This window comes from Streptomyces sp. NPDC001493 (assembly GCF_053597235.1).
The window spans coordinates 56,547-77,383 of sequence record NZ_JBSFHV010000012.1; the positions used below are offsets into that span (position 1 = coordinate 56,547).

Annotated in this window: 15 protein-coding genes; 13 read left to right on the plus strand and 2 right to left on the minus strand. The window is 72.6% G+C overall.

Going from position 1 to position 20,837, the window contains the following annotated elements; genetic code table 11:
- Positions 1-50: 50 nt before the first annotated feature.
- On the minus strand, positions 51-1,214 hold the full coding sequence (locus tag ACWCWD_RS18520) for an MFS transporter (protein WP_450774011.1): 1,164 nt from the start codon (positions 1,212-1,214) through the stop codon (positions 51-53).
- A 284-nt stretch (positions 1,215-1,498) separates the two neighbouring features.
- Here ACWCWD_RS18520 and ACWCWD_RS18525 point away from each other — a divergent pair, with 284 nt between their 5' ends.
- The 10 genes from ACWCWD_RS18525 to ACWCWD_RS18570 all read left to right on the plus strand — a co-directional run bounded on the left by ACWCWD_RS18525 (position 1,499) and on the right by ACWCWD_RS18570 (position 15,740).
- Positions 1,499-2,470, plus strand: a complete 972-nt coding sequence (locus ACWCWD_RS18525; RefSeq protein WP_450773872.1) for a LysR family transcriptional regulator — start codon at positions 1,499-1,501, stop codon at positions 2,468-2,470.
- A 220-nt stretch (positions 2,471-2,690) separates the two neighbouring features.
- A complete protein-coding gene (locus ACWCWD_RS18530) occupies positions 2,691-3,332 on the plus strand; it encodes a hypothetical protein (RefSeq protein ID WP_450773873.1) in 642 nt (213 codons plus the stop codon).
- 63 nt (positions 3,333-3,395) lie between these two features.
- Complete coding sequence (locus ACWCWD_RS18535) at positions 3,396-5,531, plus strand: glycosyltransferase (RefSeq protein ID WP_450774012.1); 2,136 nt, start codon at positions 3,396-3,398, stop codon at positions 5,529-5,531.
- Positions 5,528-7,009: an acyltransferase family protein gene (locus ACWCWD_RS18540; protein ID WP_450773874.1), complete on the plus strand. Its 1,482-nt coding sequence runs from the start codon at positions 5,528-5,530 to the stop codon at positions 7,007-7,009. Before ACWCWD_RS18535 ends, ACWCWD_RS18540 begins: the two co-directional genes overlap by 4 nt.
- A gap of 179 nt (positions 7,010-7,188) precedes the next feature.
- Complete coding sequence (locus ACWCWD_RS18545) at positions 7,189-8,520, plus strand: nitrate/nitrite transporter (protein WP_450773875.1); 1,332 nt, start codon at positions 7,189-7,191, stop codon at positions 8,518-8,520.
- A gap of 156 nt (positions 8,521-8,676) precedes the next feature.
- Positions 8,677-9,819: a uroporphyrinogen-III synthase gene (locus ACWCWD_RS18550; RefSeq protein ID WP_450773876.1), complete on the plus strand. Its 1,143-nt coding sequence runs from the start codon at positions 8,677-8,679 to the stop codon at positions 9,817-9,819.
- Between the two features lie 168 nt (positions 9,820-9,987).
- Positions 9,988-10,539 carry a GNAT family N-acetyltransferase gene (locus ACWCWD_RS18555; RefSeq protein ID WP_450773877.1) on the plus strand — a complete coding sequence of 184 codons (552 nt, stop codon included), beginning with the start codon at positions 9,988-9,990 and terminating at the stop codon, positions 10,537-10,539.
- Positions 10,540-10,715: 176 nt separating this feature from the next.
- Positions 10,716-13,124 carry a HelD family protein gene (locus ACWCWD_RS18560; RefSeq protein ID WP_450773878.1) on the plus strand — a complete coding sequence of 803 codons (2,409 nt, stop codon included), beginning with the start codon at positions 10,716-10,718 and terminating at the stop codon, positions 13,122-13,124.
- A 495-nt stretch (positions 13,125-13,619) separates the two neighbouring features.
- A complete protein-coding gene (locus tag ACWCWD_RS18565; RefSeq protein WP_450773879.1) occupies positions 13,620-15,056 on the plus strand; it encodes a malic enzyme-like NAD(P)-binding protein in 1,437 nt (478 codons plus the stop codon).
- Between the two features lie 402 nt (positions 15,057-15,458).
- Complete coding sequence (locus ACWCWD_RS18570) at positions 15,459-15,740, plus strand: HU family DNA-binding protein (RefSeq protein ID WP_003968811.1); 282 nt, start codon at positions 15,459-15,461, stop codon at positions 15,738-15,740.
- Between the two features lie 299 nt (positions 15,741-16,039).
- Here the strand turns inward: ACWCWD_RS18570 and murA are convergent, their stop codons facing one another.
- Positions 16,040-17,380, minus strand: a complete 1,341-nt coding sequence (gene murA, locus ACWCWD_RS18575) for a UDP-N-acetylglucosamine 1-carboxyvinyltransferase (protein WP_450773880.1) — start codon at positions 17,378-17,380, stop codon at positions 16,040-16,042.
- Between the two features lie 272 nt (positions 17,381-17,652).
- Between murA and ACWCWD_RS18580 the strand changes: the two genes are divergently transcribed.
- From ACWCWD_RS18580 to ACWCWD_RS18590, 3 genes are all read left to right on the plus strand, one after another.
- Positions 17,653-18,213, plus strand: coding sequence for a YqgE/AlgH family protein (locus ACWCWD_RS18580; protein WP_450773881.1), 561 nt, complete (start codon positions 17,653-17,655; stop codon positions 18,211-18,213).
- A gap of 30 nt (positions 18,214-18,243) precedes the next feature.
- On the plus strand, positions 18,244-18,531 hold the full coding sequence (locus ACWCWD_RS18585; protein WP_026250415.1) for a DUF3039 domain-containing protein: 288 nt from the start codon (positions 18,244-18,246) through the stop codon (positions 18,529-18,531).
- Positions 18,532-18,728: 197 nt separating this feature from the next.
- Positions 18,729-20,423 carry a beta-N-acetylhexosaminidase gene (locus ACWCWD_RS18590; RefSeq protein WP_450773882.1) on the plus strand — a complete coding sequence of 565 codons (1,695 nt, stop codon included), beginning with the start codon at positions 18,729-18,731 and terminating at the stop codon, positions 20,421-20,423.
- Positions 20,424-20,837 lie beyond the last annotated feature (414 nt).

Here is a 20,837-nt window from a genome sequence, read left to right on the forward strand (position 1 = left end):
AGAGCCCCAGCTCATCCGCTGTTCATCCATCTGAACGTCACCCCGGCGGGTCATCCAGCCGCCGTGGTGCGCCCCGCCCTCCCCGTACCCGCGGCCGAGACCACGAACGCGAGTCCGGCGGCGCAGGCGGGGGCGGCGTACCCCGGGACCGTGCCCGCGTGCTCCACCAGCCAGCCACCGGTGGCCGAACCGGCGGCGACCCCGCCGAGCAGGGCGGTCACCGCGAGGGTCATGCCCTCGTTCAACTGGGCGGCGGGGGTCAGGCGTTGTACGAGCGTCATGCCGGTCACCATGGTCGGCGCGGTCGCCGCGCCCGCCGCCAGCAGGCAGAGCGCGAGGGCGACCAGCGAGCCGGTGGTGGCCACCGCGAGCATCGGCAGACACATCAGCGCGGTCATCGCGGCGAGGCAGAGCGCCAGCCGGCGGCCGAGGTCACGGGCCGAGCGCAGCGCTCCGTAGAGCAGTCCGGCCACACAGGAGCCGGTGGCCTGGAGTGCGAGGACGGCGCCTCCGGCGTGCGCGATCGAGACGACCTCCATCGTGCCGAAGACCGCGCCCGTCGCCAGGAACACGGCGAGCAGCGCGGGCATGCCGGGGGAGCGGAACGGGGACCGCGCCCGGACGGTACGGGGAGCCACCGGCGGTTCCGTGGCGCGCTGGGCGGCGAAGACCAGGATGCCGGTCATCATCAGCACCGCGCCGGTGACCGTGCCCGCCTCCGGGAAGAGGGTGCCGCAGAGGGTGGCGGCGAGGACCGGGCCGAGCATGAAGCAGAGCTCGTCGGCGGCCTGCTCGAAGGAGTTGGCGGTGTGCAGGGTGGCCGGGTCGTTCCGCAGCAGATGCGACCAGCGGGCCCGGGACATCCCGCCGGTGTTGGGGGCGGTGGCCGTGGCCGCGTACGCGACGAAGAGGGTCCAGGTGGGGGCACCGAGGCGGACGCAGAGCGCCAGGGCGAGCGAGCCGGACGCGGCGAACGCGGTGGCGGGCACCGCGATCCGGGCCTGGCCGTACCGGTCGACCAGCCGGGCCGTCAGCGGAGCCACCACGGCCGTCGCCACCAGACCGGTCGCGGTCACCGCCCCCGCCAGGGCGTACGAGCCGCGCGACCCCGCGATCATCAGCACCGCGCTGACGCTGAACATCCCGATCGGCAGCCGGGCGAGCAGGTTCCCCGCCGTGAAGGCGCGGGCGCCCGGGGTGCGCAGCAGCCGCAGATACGCGTTGCGGGGCGCGGGCCCCGCGGGTGCGGGGGAGGTCTCCGGCTCTGCGGGGGAGGCAGAGGCGTCGGGCCCAGCGGACGCGGGGGAGGGGAAGGTGTCGGGTCCAGCGGACGCGGGGGAGGCGTCGGGTCCTGCGGATATGAGGGAAGAGGAGGTGGGAGAGGGGGAAGAGGTGGTGGGGGCGGAGTTCGGCACCCCGACAGCCTCGGCCGCGCACGGCTGTCCGGTCCAACACCGGTCCCGGCCCGATTCACGCACGTGTGTTGTAGATTCCCCCGGTGACCGTCCCCGACCTCGACCCCCGGCTGCTGCGCGCCTTCCTCGCCGTCGCCGAGGACCTGCACTTCACCCGGGCCGCCGCCCGCCTCTTCGTGGCCCAGCAGGCGCTGAGCCGGGACATCCGCAGGCTGGAGCGGCTGCTCGGTGCCGCGCTGTTCGTCCGTACCACCCGGCAGGTCGTTCTCACTCCGGACGGCGAACGGCTCGTCCCGCACGCCCGCCGGGTCCTCGACGCGCACGCCGCCCTCGGTGCCGCCTTCGCCGACGCGGCGGCCCGGCCGCTCTTCGTGGACCTGAACACGGACGGGATGACGGCCGCCCGGGTGCTCGACCGGGCGCGCGAACTCGCCCCGGAATGCGAGCTGATGGCGCGGTTCGAGTCCGGTCTCACCTGGGCCGCCGGGGAGATCCTCGCCGGACGGCTGGACGCCTCCTTCGGCCGGGCGGGCGGCCTCGACCCCGCTGTCCGCGCCGGGCTGACCGCGCTGCCGGTGCGCTACGAGCCGATGGCCGTCCTGCTGCCGTCCGCTCATCCTCTCGCTCCACGCGAGGTCGTCGCCCTCGCCGACCTGGCCGGGGAAACCGTCTACGCCGGGGCGGGCAATGCGCGCACGCTGGAGTGGACCGGCCTTGCCGCACTCCTTTTCGAAGAGTGGGGCATCCATCTGGCCCCGCCCACTCCGCTTGCGGTAGGAGTGGCCGAATTTCAACGGATCATGGCGAAGACAGGACACCCGGTGCTCGCAGTTGTCGGATTTCCTCCGCTTCCGGGTACCGTGCTCCGCCCCCTCGTGCGCCCCGTCCCGCTCTCCCCGCTCCTGCTGGTCCACCGGAAGGGGATGCGGCACCCCGGTCTGGACGCACTCCGTACCGCCGTTGTTCAACTTCAGTCGTCAGAAGGGTGGATGGTACGTCCACCTGGTTCCTGGCTGCCCGAAGCGGACGCCGCGGCGATGGCGTCCCAGGGGTGAAGAACAACCCGATCCGGGGACATTGGCGTCAGCATCGTGCGCTACATTCATCAGTCCGGGCACATGGGGAACGCGGTGCGCGGACGGGGTGGGGACCCAGTCCGACGGCATGAAACCAGTCATTCATGTGCGCCGGAATCATTGAGTGGGGGATGTGCGTACACCTGTGGAAAATTGGCGAGAAGGCACCCGGACCGGGCACAGCCATGAGCCTCATGACGTGACGATTCAGCTGGACGGGCTGGGACGTCAGCTCTCCGAGCTCAAGACCGAACCCGGTACCCCGGAGGCTTCGGACGGCCCCGTCTTCGTGGACGAGAGCGGCCGCCGCAGCAAGAACTTCCGACGGGCCGGCTGGCTGGTGGCCCTGGGCTGTGCCGCCTTCGCGACCATCCTCGTCCTCTCGCTCCTCGGCGGAAGCTCGGCGGCCCCCTGGCTGCCGCTCACCAGCCAGGAGCAGAAGAAGAGCCAGGACCAGGAGAAGGACGCGGACGCGCCCTCCGTCGACCCCTCCGCCCCGGCCGGCGTCTCCGGCGCCACCGACCCGGGCGCCACCACCGGCCCGACGCCCGGCGCCGGAGCCACGGACGCCGCCGCCCCGGCCGGCACCGACGCGTCGACCAGCACCTCCACCGCCCCGTCGTCCGCCGCGAACCCCGCCGCGAGCCCCACCGCCGGCCGGCCGGCCGGATCGGGCGCGACCAGCGGCGGAACGAGCACCAAGCCGTCCGCGTCGGCTTCGGTCTCCGCGCCGCCCACCGACGCAGCGACCCCGGATCCCGCCGATCCGCCGGTCACGCCCGTGGATCCGACGGACCCCGTCACCGACCCGACTGCACCAGCAGAAAGCAGCACCCCGTAAATGACTCAGCCCGCACCGCTGGTCAGGAATCGCCGCAAGGCGAAGGCCAAGCGTCGATTGCCGCTGCGCTATCTCCTGCCGTTCCTGCTTCTGGTGGCCCTGCTCGCGATGCTCGTGCTGCGCGGTTACGTGAACAGCGAGATCGCCGCCGACCACCGCGTCCGCAACCCCGTCGGCACCGACCAGGTCCCCGAGCACATCCTCGACGGCGGCCCCGTCATCGACGCCCGGTCGAAGACCGAGCCCGCCACCTCGGTCCGCATCCCCGACCACCACATCGTGCTGACCTTCGACGACGGCCCGGACCCCGAGTGGACGCCCCGGGTGCTGGACAAGCTGAAGGAGTACCACGCCCACGGCGTGTTCTTCGTCACCGGCACCATGGCCTCCCGCTACCCGGAGCTCGTCAGGCGGATGGTGGACGAGGGCCACGAGGTCGGGCTGCACACCTTCAACCACCCCGACCTCTCCTACCAGACCACCAGCCGCATCGACTGGGAGCTCTCCGAGAACCAGCTCGCCCTCGCGGGCGCCGCCGGTGTGCACAGTTCCCTCTTCCGACCGCCGTACTCCTCGTTCGCCGACGCGATGGACGACAAGTCCTGGCCCGTCGCCGAGTACATCGGCAGCCGCGGCTACCTCACCGTCGTCAACGACACCGACAGCGAGGACTGGAAGCGCCCCGGCGTCCGGACGATCATCAAGAACGCCACGCCCAAGCACGGCAAGGGCGCCATCGTCCTGATGCACGACTCCGGCGGCAACCGCTCCCAGACGCTCGCGGCGCTCGACCGCTTCCTGCCCTCCATGCAGGAGAAGGGGTACGAGTTCACCAACCTGACCACCGCCCTCGGCGCCCCGAGCGCGCTCACCCCGGTCAGTGGCGCCGCACTCTGGAAGGGCAAGACCTTCGTCACGGCCGTGGGCTTCTCCGAGGACGTCACCGGCGTCCTGGTGGCCGGCCTCTCCGTGGTCGGCGTCCTCGTCATCGGCCGCTTCGGCCTGATGCTGCTGCTCTCCTTCGTGCACGCCCGCCGGGTCCGCCGCCGCAACTTCCGCTGGGGCGACCGGCCCGTCACCGAGCCGGTGAGCGTGCTCGTACCCGCGTACAACGAGCGCAAGTGCATCGAGGCGACCGTCCGCTCCCTGATGGCCAGCGACCACCCGATCGAGGTCATCGTCATCGACGACGGCTCGACGGACGGCACCGCCGACATCGTCGAGGACATGCGGCTGCCCAACGTCCGCGTGGTGCGCCAGCAGAACGCGGGCAAGCCCGCCGCGCTCAACAACGGCATCGCGCACGCCCGTTACGGCATCGTCGTGATGATGGACGGCGACACCGTCTTCGAGCCGTCCACCGTCCGCGAGCTCGTGCAGCCCTTCGCCGACCCCAAGGTCGGCGCGGTGGCGGGCAACGCCAAGGTCGGCAACCGCGACTCGCTGATCGGCGCCTGGCAGCACATCGAGTACGTGATGGGCTTCAACCTGGACCGCCGGATGTATGACGTCCTGCGCTGTATGCCCACCATCCCCGGCGCGGTCGGAGCCTTCCGCCGCGACGCGCTGGACCGGGTCGGCGGCATGAGCGAGGACACCCTCGCCGAGGACACCGACATCACCATGGCCCTCCACCGCGACGGCTGGGACGTCGTCTACTCGGAGAACGCCCGCGCCTGGACCGAGGCACCGGAGTCCGTGCAGCAGTTGTGGTCCCAGCGCTACCGCTGGTCCTACGGCACCATGCAGGCCATCTGGAAGCACCGGGGCGCCGTCTTCGACCGCGGCCACTCCGGCCGCTTCGGCCGCGTCGGCCTGCCGTTCGTCTCCCTCTTCATGGTGGTCGCCCCGCTGCTCGCCCCGCTCATCGACGTCTTCCTGGTGTACGGCCTGATCTTCGGCCCCACCGGCAAGACCGTCGCCGCGTGGTTCGGCGTGCTGCTGGTCCAGGTCATCTGCGCCGCCTACGCGTTCCGGCTCGACAAGGAACGCATGACCCACCTGATCTCCCTGCCGCTCCAGCAGATCCTCTACCGGCAGCTCATGTACGTCGTGCTGCTCCAGTCCTGGATCACCGCCCTCACCGGCGGCCGGCTGCGCTGGCAGAAACTGCGCCGCACCGGCGTCCTGGACGCCCCCGGCGCGGCACCGGGAGCACGCGCCGCCGCAGGCGCCGACCACCGGAGGCCCGTCGGATGAGCTGGAACGAACCCACCCCGAGCGGCGAGGACACCGCGCGGCTGCGCGTCCCCGCGCCCGCGACGCACCGCCGCGCCCCGCAGGCGCCCGGAGCCCCCGCGCCGTCACTGCCGTACGCCACCAGCCCCGGCAGCTACCTCGGCGACGGCTCCGGCGCCGCGTACCCCGATGCCGGGAACGGCGCCGCGTACCCCGGTGAGGGCACCGGCTCCGCGTACCCCGCCCCGCACCACGGGCGGCACGCCGGAGGCCCGGCCGTGCCGGAGGCACCCTTCGGAGCCGGAGACGCCGGGGAGGCCGTACCGGCCGCCCCGAAGCGGCCGACGCGCGACCGCTACCTGGACGTGCTGCGCTCCGTCGCCCTGGTCCGCGTGGTGGTCTACCACCTCTTCGGCTGGGCCTGGCTGACCGTCCTCTTCCCGTCCATGGGCGTGATGTTCACCCTGGCCGGGTCGCTGATGGCCCGCTCGCTGGCCCGCCCCGCCTGGAGCGTCATCCGCAGCCGGGTGCGGCGCCTGCTGCCCCCGATGTGGCTGTTCTCCGCCTTCGCCCTGCCCACGATGCTCTGGCTCGGCTGGAAGCCCGTGAAGGAGGAGGGGATCTGGTGGTTCATCCGCCTGGGCAGCTACCTCCTGCCGGTCGGCTCCCCGCCCTACCCCGAGGTGAGCGGCTCCGAGAGCGGCTGGTTCGAGAGCAGCTGGGCCGACCAGGCGGCCGGACCGCTCTGGTACATCCGCGCCTACCTGTGGTTCGTGATCGCGTCCCCGCTGCTGCTCAAGGCGTTCCGCAAGCTGCCCTGGGCGACGATGCTCGCGCCGATCGGCCTCACCGCGGTCTTCGGCACCGGGCTGGTCACCATCCCGGGCGCCACCGGCGAAGGCGTCGTGGACTTCACGGTGTTCGCCTCCTGCTGGATCCTCGGCTTCGCCCACCACGACGGAGTGCTCAAGCAGGTCCCGAAGTACCTCGCCGTCTCCTCGGCCGCGATCATCATGGGCTTCGGCCTCTGGTGGGCCTCCGGGCACCTCACCGACGAGGGCTGGAACCTCGACGAGATCCCGCTCGCCCAGGCCACCTGGTCCTTCGGGTTCTGCCTGATCCTCCTGCAGTACGCCCCGTCCTGGGAGAAGCTGCCCGGCCGCCTCGCCCCGTACGACGGTCTCGTCACGCTCGCCAACAACCGGGCCGTGACGATCTACATATGGCACAACCTGCTGCTCATGGCGACCGTGCCGCTGATAGACCAGATGTGGAAGATCGGCTGGGTCGACGAGCACCTCGGCCCGTACGCGGACGGCCTCTACACCGGGCTGAGCCTGATCCTGATATGGCCGTTGATAGGGCTCGCGATCCTGGCCTTCGGCTGGATGGAGGACGTCGCGGCGAAACGCAGGCCACGGCTCTGGCCCTCCGGCAAGCCCGCCAGGCCCACCCCCGTACCGGCCGCGGCCGGCGGCGGAGGCGGCCACCGGCACTGACGGCCGCGCACCACCCCTGGGCCCCCACCGGGCCCCCGCGCACGACACCTTCCGTTCTCACCGGGCCCCGCCCGGCCCGGTGAGAGCAAGGTTGCGCACCGGTCACCTCACGGCACCGCGCGGAAACGCGCACTCCCTAGCGTCGGGAGCAACACCCCGACCCCTTGTGGAGGCGCGTGATGGCTGGCCGTTGGATCGAGCAGTGGGACCCGGAGGACGAGACCTTCTGGCGGGAGACGGGCCGCCGGGTGGCCCGCCGGAACCTCTGGTTCTCCGTCCTCTCCGAGCACATCGGCTTCTCCGTCTGGTCCCTGTGGTCGGTGATGGTCCTCTTCATGGGACCGGAGTACGGCATCGACCCGGCCGGGAAGTTCTTCCTGATCTCCACCGCCACCCTGGTCGGGGCGATCGTCCGGGTCCCGTACACCTTCGCCGTAGCCAAGTTCGGCGGACGCAACTGGACGGTGTTCAGCGCTCTTTCGCTGCTGGTGCCGACCGCTGTCGCGTTCGTGGTGATGGAGCCCGGCACCTCGTACGCCACCTTCGTGGCCGTCGCCGCGCTCGCCGGGATCGGCGGCGGCAACTTCGCCTCCTCGATGACCAACATCAACGCCTTCTTCCCGCTCCGCGAGAAGGGCTGGGCGCTCGGCCTCAACGCGGGCGGCGGCAACATCGGCGTCCCCGTCGTGCAGCTCATCGGCCTCCTGGTCATCGGCACCGCCGGAGCCACCCACCCCCGGATCGTCCTCGGCGTGTACGTCCCGCTCATCGTCCTCGCCGCGCTCTGCGCCGCCCGGTACATGGACAACCTCACGCCCGTACGGAACGACACCGGGGCCGCGAAGCAGGCGGTCCGCGAGGCGCACACCTGGATCATGGCCGTCCTCTACGTCGGCACCTTCGGCTCCTTCATCGGCTTCAGCTTCGCCTTCGGCCTGGTCCTCCAGACCCAGTTCGGCCGCACCCCGCTCCAGGCCGCCTCGCTCACCTTCATCGGCCCGCTGCTCGGCTCGCTGATCCGCCCCCTCGGCGGCCGGCTCGCCGACCGGCACGGCGGCGCCCGCATCACTCTGGGGAACTTCGCGGCGATGGCGGTGGCCACCGGGGTCGTCGTGTACGCCTCCGACACCGAGTCGCTGCCGCTCTTCCTCGTCGGGTTCATCGCCCTGTTCGTCCTCTCCGGACTCGGCAACGGCTCGACGTTCAAGATGATCCCGGGCATCTTCCACGCCAAGGCGATCGCCCGCGGCCTGCGCGGCGAGGCGGCGGCCGCCGAGGGACGGCGGCTCTCCGGGGCCGCCATGGGCCTCATCGGCGCCGTGGGCGCCGTCGGCGGCCTCGCGATCAACCTGGCGTTCCGTCAGTCCTTCCAGACCTCCGGCGCCGGTACGGCCGCCTTCTGGTCCTTCCTCGCCTTCTACGCGGTGTGCTCCGTCCTCACCTGGGCGGTATACCTTCGCCGCCCGGTGGCGGCCCCCGCCCAGGCCCAGCTCGGCCTCGCGGAGGTCTGAGAACCTGTCAGGCGTCCTCCGGGGACGACCACCAGGAGTCGTACGACGTAACGGGCGGGAAATACGGGGGAACCGAGCCTGTCACGCGGGGTTGGCAGGCTCGGCCCACCGCACAGCGGCAGCGACCGCGGGAACGAGAGCCGGGTAGATCACGCCATGCAGGAAGACGAAGCGACGCACGGCCCCCTCGCGGGCTTCACGGTCGGAGTGACCGCCGCCCGCCGCGCCGAGGAGCTCGGTACCCTCCTCCAGCGCCGGGGCGCCCAGGTCGTGCACGCCCCCGCCCTGCGGATCGTGCCGCTCGCGGACGACAGCGAACTGCTCACCGCCACCAGGGAACTCATCGACCACGCCCCCGACATCGTGGTCGCCACCACCGCCATCGGATTCCGCGGCTGGGTGGAGGCGGCGGACGGCTGGGGCATCGGCGACCGGCTGCTGGAACGGCTGCGCGGCGTCGAACTCCTGGCGCGCGGGCCCAAGGTGAAGGGCGCCATCCGGGCGGCCGGACTCACCGAAGCCTGGTCACCCGCCTCCGAGTCCATGGCCGAAGTGCTCGAACGCCTCCTCGGCGAGGGCGTCGACGGCCGCCGCGTCGCCCTCCAGCTGCACGGCGAACCCCTCCCCGGCTTCGCCGACGCCCTCCGGGCCGCGGGCGCCGAGGTCATCGACGTCCCCGTCTACCGCTGGATGCCGCCGCAGGACATCGCCCCGCTCGACCGGATGCTCGACCTCACCGCCGCCCGCGGCCTCGACGCGATCACCTTCACCAGCGCCCCCGCCGCCGCCTCCTTCCTCGACCGCGCCCGGACCCGCGGCATGGCCCCCGAGGTCCTCGGCGCCCTCCACGACGACCTGCTGGTCGCCTGCGTCGGCCCCGTCACCGCACTGCCGCTCCAGGCCCGCGGCATCGAGACCGTGCAGCCCGAACGCTTCCGGCTCGGCCCCCTCGTCCAGCTCCTCTGCGCCCAGCTCCCCGCCCGCTCCCGCACCCTGCCGATCGCCGGCCACCAGGTCACCGTCCGCGGCCACGCCGCGCTCGTCGACGGGGCGCTGCGCCCCGTACCGCCCGCCGGAATGGCCCTGCTGCACGCCCTGACCCGCCGCCCCGGCTGGGTGGTCTCCCGCGCCGACCTGCTGCGGGCCCTGCCCGGCAGCGGCACCGACGAACACGCGGTGGAGACCGCGATGGCCCGGCTGCGCTCCGCCCTCGGCTCGCCCCGCCTGATCCAGACCGTCGTCAAGCGCGGCTACCGGCTGGCCCTGGACCCGGCGGCCGACAGCAAGTACGGCGACTGAGACCGGCCCGACCTGGACCGGCCCGACCTGGACCGGCCCCGCCGGCCTCGTCGTACCAAAGGCCCCGCGGAAGGCCCCCGCCCGCCTCGTGCGGAAGTCCCCGCCGCCCTCGTACGGAAGGCCCCCGCCGCCCGGAGCCCGTCCGGCGGCGGGCGGTAGCGTGCCCGGATGACCGACGCACCGTACCCGCTCACCGCCGACAGGTTCCTGCGCCCGACCGTCGCCTCCGACGCCCCCGCGCTCGCCGAGGCGCTGCTGCGCAGCCGTACGTACATGGCCCCCTTCGAACCCGTGCGCCCCGAGGCCTTCTACACCGCCGAGGGCCAGGCCGAACGCCTCGCCGGCCACCTCGCCGCCGGGGGCCTCGCCTGGGTCGCCGTCGACGAGGAGGACCGCGCGGTCGGCTCCTTCACCCTCTCCGGGATCGTGCACGGCGCGTTCTGCAGCGCGGTCTTCGGCTACTGGGTCGACGGGGCCGAGGCCGGGCGGGGCCTCGCGACCGCGGCGGTCGGCCGGATCTGCGACATCGCCCGCGACGACCTCGGGCTGCACCGGGTCGAGGCCGGGACCCTGCTGTACAACACCGCCTCCCAGCGGGTGCTCGTCAAGAACGGCTTCGAGCCGTACGGCGAGGCCCCCGGATTCCTGTACATCGACGGGGAATGGCGCACCCACCGGCTCTTCCAGCGCCTGCTGCACGACAGCCCCGCCAAGCTCTGACACCGGGCCCGCCCGCCCCGTCGCCGGGCTTCCGCGACCCCCGCGGCGGAACGTTCCCGGGCCTTCCCTCGTCCGACCGGGTCCCGGTACGCGATCGGGGTGCCCCGGCTGATGCGCACCGGCCCCCCGTCGCGTACGGTTGACGGCTGCCCAACGCACGTCAGAAAGGGGCCTCGGTGGCCGCGCAGGATGCCGCTGTCGATTCTCTGCGGGACCGGGAAATCGGTGTCGAACAGGATCATCTGGACCGGGTCTACGACCGCCTCGAAGAGAAGATCGACGAGGCTCAATTCCTCATGCACGACGCCGTCAAGCGAGGCCAGGTCGGTACCCCCGGCGCCCTCGCCGAACGGGACGCCCAGGTCTTCCGGGCGGGCATTCACCTCAACCGGCTGCACAGCGAGTTCGAGGACTTCCTCTTCGGCCGCGTCGACCTGCTCCTCGGCAAGGACGGCGAACGCGGACCGGACGGCGCCTTCACCTCGGTCGAGCCCGCCGACGAGGCGGTACGCCCGGACGACACGGCGGACATCGCCGAGACGCTGCACATCGGGCGGATCGGCGTGCTCGCCGCCGACTACTCGCCGCTGGTGATCGACTGGCGGGCCCCGGCCGCCGCGCCGTTCTACCGCTCCACGCCCAAGGACCCCGGGCGCGTCGTGCGCCGCCGCGTCATCCGCTCCCGGGGCCGCCGCGTCCTCGGCGTCGAGGACGACCTGATGCGCCCCGAGCTGACGGCGTACCTGGACGGCGAGAAGCTGCCCGTCATCGGCGACGGCGCCCTGATGGCCGCACTGGGCCAGGCCCGCAGCCACACCATGCGCGACATCGTCTCGTCCATCCAGGCCGAGCAGGACCTCGTCATCCGCGCCCCCGCCGCCTCCGTCACCGAGGTCACCGGCGGCCCCGGCACCGGCAAGACCGCCGTGGCCCTGCACCGCGCCGCCTACCTCCTCTACCAGGACCGGCGGCGGTACGCGGGCGGCATCCTGATCGTCTCGCCGACCCCGCTGCTCGTCGCGTACACCGAGGGCGTGCTGCCCTCCCTCGGCGAGGAGGGGCAGGTCGCCATCCGCGCGGTCGGCTCGCTCTCCGACGAGGCGGCCGGCGTCGAGGGCGCCACCACCTACGACGAGCCCGCCGTGGCCCGCATCAAGGGCTCCTCCCGGATGCTCCAGGTGCTCCGCAAGGCCTCGCGCGGCGCCCTCGACCAGCCCGCCCCGCGCACCGCGCCCCGCGAGGACGGCCAGCTCGCGTTCGGCGACGGCGCCGACGGAGAGACCGCACCCGCCGCCGCACCGGGCGGCGCGCGGACCGCGACCCCCACCCGGCTGCGCGTCGTCGCCTTCGGCGCCCGCGTCGAGCTGGAGGCCGACGAACTCCAGCGCATCCGCCACAACGCGCTGGGCGGCTCCGCCCCCGTCAACCTGCTGCGCCCGCGCGCCCGCAAGCTGCTGCTCGACGCGCTCTGGAACAAGTCCTCGGGCCGGGGCCGCTACACCGACCCCGAACTCGCCGCCGAGCTCCGCTCCTCCTTCGACGACGACGTCTCCACCGAGACTCCGTTCCTCGAATTCCTGGACGCCTGGTGGCCCGAGCTCACCCCGCGCGGGGTGCTCGCCGCGATGGCCGACGAGAAGCGGCTCGCCCGCTGGTCCCGCCGGGTCCTCAACCAGGGCGAGGTGCGCCGGCTCTCGCGCTCCCTCAAGCGCCTGGGCGCCGACGGCAAGGGCCCCCTCTCCGTGCACGACGTGGCGCTCCTCGACGAGCTCCAGGCCCTGCTCGGCGCCCCGGCGCGGCCCCGCAAGAAGCGCGACATGGACCCGCTCGACCAGCTCTCCGGCCTTGAGGAGCTGATGCCGCAGCGCGAGGAGACCCGCCGTGAGCGGGCCGAACGCCTGGCGGAGGAGCGCACCGAGTACGCGCACGTCATCGTCGACGAGGCGCAGGACCTGACGCCCATGCAGTGGCGGATGGTCGGGCGCCGGGGCCGGCACGCCACGTGGACCATCGTCGGTGACCCGGCGCAGTCCTCGTGGTCGGACCCGGACGAGGCCGCCGCCGCCCGCGACGAGGCGCTCGGCAACCGCCCTCGCCGCCGTTTCACGCTCACGGTGAACTACCGCAACCCCGCGGAGATCGCCGAGCTGGCGGCGAAGGTGCTGGCCCTCGCCATGCCCGGCATGGAGTCGCCGTCCGCCGTCCGGTCCACGGGCATCGAGCCGCGCTTCGCGACCGTGGGCGACGAGGAGCTCGCCGACCGCGTCCGCGAGGAGGCCCGCCGGCTGCTCGACCAGGTCGACGGCACCGTCGGTGTGGTCGTGGCGATGAACCGCCGCGTCCAGGCCCGCGAGTGGCTGGCCGAGCTGGGGGAGCGCGTGGTGGCGCTCGGCAGCCTGGAGGCCAAGGGCCTGGAGTACGACGCCACGGTGGTGGTCTCCCCGGCGGAGATCGCCGACGAGTCCCCCGCCGGACTGCGCGTGCTGTACGTGGCCCTCACCCGGGCGACGCAGCAGTTGACGGTGATCTCGGCCGCCGCCGACCTGCCCGACGAGGACGGGGTGCCGGACCTGCTGCGGGAGTGACGTCCCGGGCGCCGCACGGGTTCCGGGGCCGTCGTACGGCGCCCCGGCGGGACCCGCGCGGCGCCCCGGACCCCCGCCGGAACACGAACCGCGAGAGTCAACCCGCTGCAGGGGAATCACTTCTCACGGGTGTTTGTTAGCCTGGTGTCGGCACCGGCTCGATCCAAGCCCCCGGGCCCAACCTTCGTCGCTACGAGCGACCTCTTGCCGCGAGGCGAGCATGGCGGGTCGGTGCCGCTCACGTAGAAGACAGGTCCGCGTCACCTCACGGTGGCGCGGGCCTGTTCTGCTTTGCGCGCGGGCCTGTTCCGCTTTCTGCGGAACGCACGGGGCCTCGCGCCTCCGGGCCCGCAGCCTCTCGCATCTCGGAAGTGATCTTTCGTACTGCGGCAATGGTTACCGGCTACCCGCCAGTAGGTGCGACGATCGTGGGCGCGTGCGGGGCTCGTCCCCGCCGCAGAAGCAATGAAGCTCAGGAAAGCGAAGGACACGGCCATGGCAACGGCGCCCAGCGTCTCGTACTCGATGACGGTCCGGCTGGAGGTGCCCGCGAGCGGCACCGCGGTCTCTCAGCTCACCACGGCCGTGGAGTCCTCCGGCGGCTCGGTGACCGGCCTCGACGTGACCGCCTCCGGCCACGAAAAGCTGCGGATCGACGTCACGATCGCGGCCTCCTCCACCGCGCACGCCGAGGAGATCGTGGAGGGCCTGCGCGCCATCGACGGCGTCCTGCTCGGCAAGGTCTCCGACCGTACGTTCCTGATGCACCTCGGCGGCAAGATCGAGATGGCGTCCAAGCACCCCATCCGCAACCGCGACGACCTCTCGATGATCTACACCCCGGGCGTGGCCCGCGTCTGCATGGCGATCGCCGAGAACCCCGAGGACGCCCGCCGCCTGACCATCAAGCGCAACTCCGTCGCCGTGGTCACCGACGGCTCCGCCGTCCTCGGCCTCGGCAACATCGGCCCGATGGCCGCGCTCCCGGTCATGGAGGGCAAGGCCGCCCTCTTCAAGCGCTTCGCCGGCATCGACGCCTGGCCGATCTGCCTGGACACCCAGGACACCGACGCCATCGTCGAGATCGTCAAGGCCATCGCCCCCGGCTTCGCGGGCATCAACCTGGAGGACATCTCCGCGCCCCGCTGCTTCGAGATCGAGGCCCGGCTGCGCGAGGCCCTCGACATTCCCGTCTTCCACGACGACCAGCACGGCACCGCCATCGTCGTGCTCGCCTCCCTCACCAACGCGCTGCGCGTGGTCGGCAAGGGGATCGGAGACGTACGGGTCGTCATGTCCGGTGCGGGAGCGGCCGGTACGGCCATCCTGAAGCTCCTCATCGCCGCGGGCGTCAAGCACGCGGTCGTCGCCGACATCCACGGCGTGGTGCACGCGGGCCGCGAGGACCTGGTCGCCGCGCAGCCCGACTCGCCGCTGCGCTGGATCGCCGACAACACCAACCCGGAGGGCGTCACCGGCACCCTCAAGGAGGCCGTCGTCGGCGCGGACGTCTTCATCGGCGTCTCCGCCCCCAACGTCCTCGACGGCGACGACGTGGCCGCCATGGCGGACGGCGCGATCGTCTTCGCGCTCGCCAACCCGGACCCCGAGGTCGACCCGACGGTCGCCCGCGAGTCGGCGGCGGTCGTGGCCACCGGCCGCTCCGACTTCCCGAACCAGATCAACAACGTGCTGGTCTTCCCGGGCGTCTTCCGCGGCCTGCTCGACGCCCAGTCGCGCACCGTCAACACCGAGATGATGCTCGCCGCCGCCGGGGCCCTCGCCGACGTCGTCGCCGAGGACGAGCTGAACGCGAACTACATCATCCCGTCCGTCTTCAACGACAAGGTCGCCGGGGCCGTCGCCGGTGCCGTGCGCGCCGCCGCCAAGGCCGCCGGAGTCGCCGAGGCCGCCTCCGCCGGACAGCTCTGAGTTTCCCGCCCGGCCCTCCCGCGCGCGGCGCCCCGGCCCGGGCTCCGCGCGCGGTGCCGCGCTTCTCCCGGTACGCGCCGTACGGCGCGTCGCGGGTCGCGGTGTCCCAAACGCGCCTTTAGGGTTGCGGGCAGCGGGTACACGGTCGATCATCGCCCGGGCCCGGCATCCGCTGCGCACCGCTCCAGGAAGTCGACGGAACGTGACCATCGACGGACCGTGACGCTTTCCGTGTGACACCGGAGGGTTCCGGATTGGCTTTCCCGCCGCAGGTGGGGGCAGGATGCGTAATCGGGCGCGAGGGTCTGACATCAGACCCGGGTCCGGGGACTGTCAGAGGGCCCTGGCAGCATCGGCTTCGATCTCACGCCTCACAGGCAAGAAGAACACGGGAGTAACAACATGAACCGCAGTGAGCTGGTGGCCGCCCTGGCCGACCGTGCCGAGGTGACCCGCAAGGACGCCGACGCCGTGCTGGCCGCGCTCGCCGAGACCGTCGGTGAGATCGTCGCCAAGGGCGACGAGAAGGTCACCATCCCCGGCTTCCTGACCTTCGAGCGCACCCACCGTGCCGCTCGCACCGCTCGTAACCCGCAGACCGGCGACCCGATCAACATCCCGGCCGGCTACAGCGTGAAGGTCTCCGCGGGCTCCAAGCTCAAGGAAGCCGCCAAGGGCAAGTAAGTCCCCAGGCGCGTCGGAGGGCGGTCACCCGGACCAGGGTGGCCGCCCTCCGGCATATGCGCCCTGCCTACTCATGTGAGTAGGCAGGAGCCGCCCACGCCCGCCCGTGCGGGCCTGCGGGCCCCTCTCCGGGCCCAGAGGGCGACCAGGGGCTCCCGCGCGCCGCAGCGGCCGCCTGGGGCGTTTCCGGGGCCGGGTGCGTGTACGAGCCACGCAGCACGAGAGCCCGCCGCCCCGGTCCCGTCGGAAACGGTGGCCGGGGCGGCGGGCTCGTGCGTGTACGTCAGACGTACGGCGGGTCAGACCAGCGAACCGCCGGGCAGCTCGACCTTGGCGCCGAGCTTCTCGAGCTTCTCCATGAAGTTCTCGTAGCCGCGGTTGATCAGGTCGATGCCGTGGACCCGCGAGGTGCCCTCGGCCGCCAGCGCCGCGATCAGGTACGAGAAGCCGCCGCGCAGGTCGGGGATGACCAGATCCGCGCCCTGGAGCTTCGTCGGGCCGGAGACGACCGCGGAGTGCAGGAAGTTGCGCTGGCCGAAGCGGCAGTCGGAACCGCCCAGGCACTCGCGGTACAGCTGGATGTGCGCACCCATCTGGTTGAGCGCCGACGTGAAGCCGAGCCGGGACTCGTACACCGTCTCGTGGACGATGGAGAGGCCGGTCGCCTGCGTGAGCGCCACCACCAGCGGCTGCTGCCAGTCGGTCTGGAAGCCCGGGTGGACGTCCGTCTCCAGCGCGATGGCCTTCAGCGGGCCGCCCGGGTGCCAGAAGCGGATGCCCTCGTCGTCGATCTCGAAGGCCCCGCCGACCCGGCGGAAGGTGTTGAGGAAGGTCATCATCGAACGCTGCTGGGCGCCGCGCACGTAGATGTTGCCCCCGGTCGCGAGCGCCGCCGACGCCCAGGAAGCCGCCTCCAGGCGGTCCGGGATCGCCCGGTGGGTGTACCCGTCGAGCTTGTCGACACCGGTGATCCGGATGGTCCGGTCGGTGTCCATGGAGATGATCGCGCCCATCTTCTGCAGTACGCAGATGAGGTCCTCGATCTCCGGCTCCACGGCCGCGTTGGACAGCTCGGTGACACCCTCGGCGAGCACGGCCGTCAGCAGCACCTGCTCGGTGGAGCCCACCGAGGGGTACGGCAGCCGGATCTTCGTGCCGCGCAGCCGCTGCGGGGCCTCCAGGTACTGCCCGTCCGCCCGCTTCTCGATCGTCGCGCCGAAGCGGCGCAGCACGTCGAAGTGGAAGTCGATGGGCCGGCCGCCGATGTCGCAGCCGCCGAGCCCGGGGATGAAGGCGTGGCCGAGGCGGTGGAGCAGCGGACCGCAGAAGAGGATCGGGATGCGGGACGAGCCCGCGTGGGCGTCGATGTCGGCGACATTGGCGCTCTCGACGTGCGTCGGGTCCAGGACCAGCTCGCCCGGTTCCTCACCCGGGCGCACCGTCACGCCGTGCAGCTGCAGCAGACCCCGGACGACCCGCACGTCACGGATGTCGGGGACGTTGCGCAGCCTGCTGGGACCGCTGCCGAGCAGAGCGGCGACCATTGCCTTGGGCACCAGGTTCTTGGCGCCTCGGACGCGGATCTCGCCCTCCAGCGGGGTGCCGCCGTGGACAAGCAGGACATCGTCTGTGCCGGTCATGAATCTCGCGTTCCGGAGTGGTCGGGCAGGGGGCCGAAGAAAAGGGTAATCGGCTCCTACCCCCCTGTCGGCAGGCGATGCGGCGTGTACCGGCGTAAGGAATCCGTCGCGACACGCTCCGCACGCCGCGCCTCGCGCAGCGTCACCGCCGTCGGGGCCGTCGGCCCGTGCGCTCCCCCGTGCCTCCGCGCGCCCGATCCGTGCCGCCCGGCCGTGGCACGGGCCGGGCCACTTGGCTCCCGCGCGGGCCCGGGATGCGCGATCATTTCCCCATGACCGAGGTGTCCTCCCTCACAGGCCGGCTGCTGGTGGCCACGCCCGCTCTCGCGGACCCGAACTTCGACCGCGCGGTGGTGCTCCTCCTCGACCACGACCAGGAGGGTTCGCTCGGCGTGATCCTCAACCGCCCCACCCCGGTGGAGGTCGGCGACATCCTCGAACCCTGGGCCGGACTCTCGGGCGCGCCGGACGTCGTCTTCCAGGGCGGACCGGTCTCGCTGGACTCCGCGCTCGGGGTGGCCGTGATCCCCGGCGACGAGGGCCCGCTCGGCTGGCGCCGGGTGCACGGCGCGATCGGCCTGGTCGACCTGGAGACCCCGCCGCAGCTCCTCGCGGCGGCCCTCGGATCGCTGCGGATCTTCGCCGGATACGCGGGCTGGGGCCCCGGCCAGCTGGAGACCGAGCTCGACGAGGGCGCCTGGTACGTGGTCGATTCGGAGCCCGGCGACGTCGCCTCCCCGCAGCCGGAGAAGCTCTGGCGCGCCGTCCTGCGGCGCCAGCGCAGCGAACTGGCCATGATCGCCACGTATCCCGACGACCCTTCGCTGAACTGACGGCCGCGCTCTTCAGTACCCTTGGCGCTCATGAGCACTCTTGAGCCCGAGCGCGGGGCAGGTACGGGGACCCTCGTAGAGCCGACACCGCAGGTGTCGAACGGCGACGGCGACCACGAGCGCTACGCCCATTACGTCCAGAAGGACAAGATCATGGCGAGCGCCCTGGAGGGCACGCCCGTGGTCGCGCTGTGCGGGAAGGTCTGGGTGCCGGGGCGCGACCCCAAGAAGTACCCGGTCTGCCCGATGTGCAAGGAGATCTACGAGTCCATGGGCGCCGGCGGCGACAAGGACAAGGGCGGCAAGGACAAGAAGTAGTCCGGCGACCGGGCCGGCGCCTCCCGCGCCGGCTGCTTCGAACGCCACCGGATCCCCGTGGTGCGCCCCGCGCGCGTCGCGGGGATCAGCTGTGCCCGGCGGCCGTCTCCGCGCCCGTGCTCCGTACCCTTCGGGCCCTCTCCCCTGGTCCGGACCAATGGTTCCGTTTCCGGCCGGTGTGCTGAAGGATGCGCCCCATGCACACGGACACGGACACGTTCTCCCCGGCAGGCGCGGACGCGCCCGCCGACCCGGTCACGGCCCTCGGCCTCGTACCGGCGCCCCGCCGCGCCCGGACGGGCGGTGACGCCCCGTTCGTCCTGGACGAGGCCACCGTCCTCGCCGCCGGACCGGGCACCGGGCCGGCCGAACGCTGGCTGCGGTCCACCCTCGGCGCGGCCTTCGGCGTCCCGCTCGCCCCGGGGACGGGCGGCGGCCCCGGCGCGATCGAGCTGGTCACCGACCCCGCGCTGGAGCCCGAGGGGTACCGGCTGACCGCCGGGGCGGCGACCGGCGTGACGATCACGGGCGGCAGCCCCGCCGGGGTCCTCCACGGCGCCCAGACGCTCCGTCAGCTCCTCGGCCCCGGCGCGTTCCGCCGCGCCCCCGTCGCCCCCGGCGCCCGGCCCGCCGTCCCGGCCGTCGAGATCGAGGACGCCCCGCGCTTCGCCTGGCGCGGCTTCATGCTCGACGTCGCCCGCCACTTCACGCCCAAGGACGACGTGCTGCGCCACCTCGACCTGCTGGCCGCGCACAAGCTGAACGTCTTCCACTTCCACCTCACCGACGACCAGGGCTGGCGCGTCGAGATCAAGCGGTACCCGCGTCTCACCGGGCGGGGCGCCTGGCGGTCCCGTACCAAGTACGGCCACCGCTCCTCCGACCTCTGGGACGAGACTCCGTACGGCGGCTTCTACACCCAGGACGACATCCGCGAGATCGTCGCGTACGCCGCCGAGCGGCACATCCGGGTCGTCCCCGAGATCGAGATCCCCGGCCACTCGCAGGCCGCCATCGCCGCCTACCCGGAGCTCGGCAACACCGACGTCACCGACACCGCCGCCCTCACGCCCTGGGACCGCTGGGGCGTCAGCACCCACGTGCTGGCCCCCACCGAGGCCGTGCTGCGGTTCTACGAGGGCGTGTTCGAGGAGATCCTGGAGCTCTTCCCCGCCGAGGTCTCGCCCTTCGTGCACGTCGGCGGCGACGAGTGCCCCAAGGACGAGTGGAAGGCGTCCCCCGCCGCGCAGGCCCGGATCGAGGAACTCGGCGTCGGCGACGAGGACGGCCTCCAGTCCTGGTTCATCCGCCACTTCGACCGCTGGCTCACCGCCCGGGGCCGCCGGCTCATCGGATGGGACGAGATCCTGGAGGGCGGACTGGCCGAGGGCGCGGCCGTCTCCTCCTGGCGCGGCTACGCGGGCGGCGTCGCCGCCGCCGAGGCCGGCCACGACGTGGTGATGTGCCCGGTGCAGCAGGTCTACCTCGACTACCGCCAGGACGGCGGCCCCGACGAACCGATCCCCATCGGCTGGGTCCGCAGCCTGGAGGACATCTACCGCTTCGACCCGGTGCCGCCGGGCCTCTCCGAGGAAGCCGCCCGGCACGTCCTCGGCACCCAGGCCAACGCCTGGACCGAGGTCATGCAGAACCGGGCCCGCGTCGACTACCAGGTCTACCCGCGCCTCGCGGCCCTCGCCGAGGTCGCCTGGGCCGAGCTGCCCGCCCCCGCCGCCCGCGACTTCGCCGGATTCACCGCCCGTATGGACACGCACTACGCCCGTCTGGACGCCCTGGGCGTCGGCTACCGCCCGCCGAGCGGCCCGCTGCCGTGGCAGCGCCGCCCCGGAATCGGCGGCCACCCCCTCGAAGGCGCACCCCCGGTCGTGTGATTCCGCCGCCCCCGATTCCGCCCCCGGCCCGGCGGATTCCGGGGGCGGCCCGGCCGCACGGGAGCGCCGGAGGACCGATTCGGAGGCGGAACGGGCCGTGCGCGAGTTGGCCGAAACTTTGCGTTCGGCCCGGAGCCGGCGGACCGGCCCGGACCGCCCCGCACCGCGTGCCGTCAGGGACGAACGGCTCTCCGCGCCCCCGCGCCCGGCCGTCCGCGACGCGCCGAGGAGTGGCCATTCACACCCCGTACCGAAGTAGTACGAACCAGGATTTTCGGTTCGTTCGGTGACGGATACAACCTTCGTGGACCCTCGCGCCGGACCTGCCGGAAGATGTGCCAGAGTTGCCACGTCCGGGCTGTGAGCACGTACCGTACGGCGGAACGGGCCGGAGGGCCTGGACACCGGGAAGGG

Coding starts and splice junctions, on each gene's coding strand:
- ACWCWD_RS18540 (WP_450773874.1), top strand. CDS start 5,528: ATGAGCTGGAACGAACCCACCCCGAGCGGCGAGGACACCGCGCGGCTG.
- ACWCWD_RS18545 (WP_450773875.1), top strand. CDS start 7,189: ATGGCTGGCCGTTGGATCGAGCAGTGGGACCCGGAGGACGAGACCTTC.
- ACWCWD_RS18550 (WP_450773876.1), top strand. CDS start 8,677: ATGCAGGAAGACGAAGCGACGCACGGCCCCCTCGCGGGCTTCACGGTC.
- ACWCWD_RS18555 (WP_450773877.1), top strand. CDS start 9,988: ATGACCGACGCACCGTACCCGCTCACCGCCGACAGGTTCCTGCGCCCG.
- ACWCWD_RS18565 (WP_450773879.1), top strand. CDS start 13,620: ATGGCAACGGCGCCCAGCGTCTCGTACTCGATGACGGTCCGGCTGGAG.
- ACWCWD_RS18570 (WP_003968811.1), top strand. CDS start 15,459: ATGAACCGCAGTGAGCTGGTGGCCGCCCTGGCCGACCGTGCCGAGGTG.
- murA (WP_450773880.1), bottom strand. CDS start 17,380: ATGACCGGCACAGACGATGTCCTGCTTGTCCACGGCGGCACCCCGCTG.
- ACWCWD_RS18580 (WP_450773881.1), top strand. CDS start 17,653: ATGACCGAGGTGTCCTCCCTCACAGGCCGGCTGCTGGTGGCCACGCCC.
- ACWCWD_RS18585 (WP_026250415.1), top strand. CDS start 18,244: ATGAGCACTCTTGAGCCCGAGCGCGGGGCAGGTACGGGGACCCTCGTA.
- ACWCWD_RS18590 (WP_450773882.1), top strand. CDS start 18,729: ATGCACACGGACACGGACACGTTCTCCCCGGCAGGCGCGGACGCGCCC.